Annotated in this window: 4 protein-coding genes; all 4 read right to left on the minus strand. The window is 61.1% G+C overall.

Annotated elements, in window-relative coordinates:
- Positions 1-1021, minus strand: a 1021-nt coding sequence (locus JWQ61_RS18690; RefSeq protein WP_304361822.1) for a phospholipase D-like domain-containing protein, incomplete at its 3' end; no start/stop codon positions are given.
- A 143-nt stretch (positions 1022-1164) separates the two neighbouring features.
- Complete coding sequence (locus tag JWQ61_RS18695) at positions 1165-2148, minus strand: porin (protein ID WP_304361823.1); 984 nt, start codon at positions 2146-2148, stop codon at positions 1165-1167.
- A 58-nt stretch (positions 2149-2206) separates the two neighbouring features.
- Complete coding sequence (locus tag JWQ61_RS18700; RefSeq protein WP_304361824.1) at positions 2207-3001, minus strand: phosphate/phosphite/phosphonate ABC transporter substrate-binding protein; 795 nt, start codon at positions 2999-3001, stop codon at positions 2207-2209.
- Positions 2998-3405 (minus strand): ABC transporter permease, encoded by a 408-nt coding sequence (locus tag JWQ61_RS18705; protein ID WP_369684909.1) that lies wholly within the window; start codon positions 3403-3405, stop codon positions 2998-3000. Before JWQ61_RS18705 ends, JWQ61_RS18700 begins: the two co-directional genes overlap by 4 nt.
- Positions 3406-3520 lie beyond the last annotated feature (115 nt).

The following is a 3520-nucleotide window of genomic DNA, read 5'->3' on the forward strand; positions in this document are numbered from 1 at the left end:
CGTATTCCGCTGCGACACTAGGATCGTCGAAGACCATGACATGGTTGGAGTTGACGTACAGGCCGGTGACGGAAAAATTGGTCGAACCGGTCAGCACCTTCAGCGCGCTGTCCTTGTTGAAGGAAACAAACACCTTGTCATGTGCGTAGCGCTTGAAATGGCCGCGCAGGATGTCGGCAGGGCTGGCGGCAATCGCCCGGAACTGCGCCTCGAATTCATCCTCGGGCATCGGTTTTGCGGCCGAGTGATGCAGGGCCGCGTTGTCCAGGATTATCCGCACCCGGCCTTGCCTGCCCAGTTCCAGCAGGATATTGCACAGGTCGGGTTCGTTCAGGTCGTAGGCAAACACGTCCAGATATTGCGCCGGGTCCTGCAGCACCTCGTCCAGGAATTCGAAAATCCGCTCTCTTGCAGTCAGCCCGAGCCAGGCGTATTCGTCGGCAAAGGTATATTGCACGCCGTCGGCGTTGGCGCCCGATATCTGTGTGGTGTCAAACAGCAGTTCCCTGGTATCGGGCCGGATCAGCGCGTTGATGCCGAAATGATGGGTAAACGCCTGGGACTGCGTGTAGCCGCGGGTAAACCCGAGCTTGAACTTGTTTTTTGCAAACGGCCCGACATACGCGATGACCGACACGCCTAGCGTCTCGTCGAGGGCAAGCAGCGACTGCTTGTCGTCAAAATAGCGCGGGATCACCGTATAGGTGTATTTGCCGAAAAACGGCGTGAGACCTTGATGGACGGAGCCGGGTACATGCAGCCAGCGAAACTTGTGTATCGGCGCATTCACCGTCGAATTCGGCGGTTCGCCCTGATCCTGGGCATGCGCGCCAGGACTTTCAAACTGCAGCGTGTTGTACAGGTAGTAGGGCGGCAGGCCATCGGGCTGGCAGCGGATCGTGAAACCCGCCAGGTCCTTGCTGCTTTCAGGCTGCAGCAGATTGAACGCCAGCAGGGTCTTGCAGTCGCCGATATGGGCGGTGACCGACAGCAACTGGGATTGATCCGTGACAGACGCCATCGCCATCCTCCGCATTCAGTTAGACATGTTCCGGTTCTCGAAGCACGATTTGCCTGATGAACCAGGCGTCCAACCTGATTGAGGAGGAGTTGCAAAATACTAGCGAAGAAATATTACCCGATGATGACTTGTCCGCTGTCCGGTCAGAACGAATACTGCATTCCGGCCTGGCCGCCGCTCAGTCGGCCGCTCTGGGGATTGCGGTCGGTATCGGCTTCAACGTACAGCTTGGTGCGTTTCGACAGGCTGTAGCGCGCCACCGCCAGGAACTTGTTGTCTACTGCACCATCCGCGGTGGTGCGCCAATAGGCGGCGGTCAGTTCCCATGCCGGAACCGGGATATAAATGACGCCGATACCGTTGGTGATCAGGCTACGGGTGCCGGTGTAGGGTTCGTTCCTGGTGTGGTAGTGCACCAGTTGCGCCGTGACCGGGCCGATCTCGTAATAGCCGCCCGCGGTAAACGTGGTCTGGCCGCTGCCGTTGATGCCGCCGTAGGCAATCGCCGCGCCGAACGGATGGCCGTTGTACATCAGGCTGGCGGCCTGCATGCTGCCGTGCTGGGTACCGGCCTGTTCGCCGGCGGCGTAACTGAGGCGGCCGATGAAATCGGAGTAACGGCCGGTATAGACGACCGCATTGTCCCAGGCGTAATTGAGCTGATGATTAACCGATGGCGACCAGCTCGATACATAGGTCGGGTCGCTCAGCCACGAGCCGGCGTAATAGAGCGCGTTGTACTGGCGACCGAGAGTCAGCTCGCCATAGCTGTTGCTCAAGCCAACATAGGCGGTGCGGCCGAACAGGCGGCCGCCCTGGTTCAATTGTCCGTTGTCGAGTGAAAATCCGTTTTCCAGGTTGAAGATAGCCTTCATGCCGCCGCCCAGGTCTTCGCTGCCGATCAGTCCCCAGCGGCTGCCGGCCCAGCCCAGTTCGGCGCCGTCCACCACCGACAAGCTGTTGCCGGCCTTGGTTTGCTGGTAGCGCACACTGCTGTCGATAAAGCCGTACAGGGTCACGCTGGTGCTGGCGATCTGTGCATAGGAGGCGCTGGAGGCAAGGGCCAGCAAGGCGGCAGGGGCGATGCGCGAAATTCGAGGTGAAATACGGGGAGCGGATGTTTTCATTGTTTTGCTGAGTGTGGTTGGTAATGAATTGCGCGCGGCACGCGCGACCGGTGCGGCGCTACCAGTCGGCCAGGCCGTCGGTCCGGTTCTGTTCCGCCTTCAATGCGCAGATGCGGTAATCCTGCTGATCCAGGCTGGAAAAACCACTTATACGCATGGCGCTGCGCGCGTTTTCCAGTTCCGGCGCCTCGACGCTGGCCGCCAGGGCCCGGCGCAGCGCCGCCAGCGTGGCGGGCGCTGTAGCCGACGAGGTAATCAGAGGCAGGCCAGGCATCGGCGCAGTGAAGCCGATCGCAGCCAGGCGGGAGAAAGTCTCAGGCTCCTGGCGGCTCAGGAAATAGGCGCTGACGCAATCGAGCGCGGCGATGTCGGCCTGGCCGCCGGCAACCAGTTGCGCCGACTGCCGATGGGCGCCGCTGAACACCACCTTCGAGAAAAACCTGCCGTCAGCGGCGAAGGGCGCAACCGCGCTGCGCAACGCGTGATAACCGGATTGCGAGTGGCGCTCGTTGCAGGCTGCGACAGCGCCGTTAAACGCCTGCAATGGTTTTGCCGCATCCTCATGCCGCACCCACAAACTGCTGCTGTAATTTGCCTGCGTGCAGCCTGGCACGTCGAAATGAAAGGCGCCGACCACTTGTACCTTGCCATGTAAAACCGTCGATACCGGATAACCGCAGGTCTGGCTCAACAGCAGGTCCGGTTCCTGCCAGTGCTGCAGCAGATTTTGCGGCTGGCCGAGCCGATGCGGGACATCCTCCACGCCTTCGAGCCGCAGGTAACGGCGCAGCCCGCTCCAGAATTCTTCCAGGCTGGCAGCTGGAAACGGGTACATCGGCAACGCACATCTCATGCGCTGCCTCCGCCATGCAATGCGGAGCCTGACTGCGGCGTCCAGCGCTGCGACAACAGGTCAAACAGCTGATCGGCCACGATTGCCAGCAGCGCAACCAGCAACGCGCCCTGGATCACGTAAGCGGTGTTGAATCCGCTCAGGCCGACGATGATCGGCAACCCCAGCGTCTTGGCGCCGACGGTCGATGCAATCGCCGCCGTGCCGATATTGATCACCACCGAAGTGCGCACGCCGGCCAGTATTACCGGCGCCGCCAGCGGCAGCTCAACCCGGTACAGGATCTGCCAGCGGTTCATGCCGATGCCGCGCGCAATTTCCAGAATGGCCGGCGAGATCGAGGACAAGCCGCTCATCGCGCCGTGCGCCACCGGCAGCACGCCGTACATGACCAGTGCAATCAGGGCAGGAGTTTCTCAGAAGCAGATCAGCGGCTCTGCCTCCGCCTTCACCGCCACCGGTGGATACGACTGGCTGATGGCCAGCACCGTTTCCTCGGAAGATCGGAACTGGCGTCCT

The sequence above is a fragment of the Collimonas fungivorans genome, assembly GCF_028292705.1.
Classification (GTDB): domain Bacteria; phylum Pseudomonadota; class Gammaproteobacteria; order Burkholderiales; family Burkholderiaceae_D; genus Collimonas; species Collimonas fungivorans_B.

Coding starts and splice junctions, on each gene's coding strand:
- JWQ61_RS18695 (WP_304361823.1), bottom strand. CDS start 2,148: ATGAAAACATCCGCTCCCCGTATTTCACCTCGAATTTCGCGCATCGCC.
- JWQ61_RS18700 (WP_304361824.1), bottom strand. CDS start 3,001: ATGAGATGTGCGTTGCCGATGTACCCGTTTCCAGCTGCCAGCCTGGAA.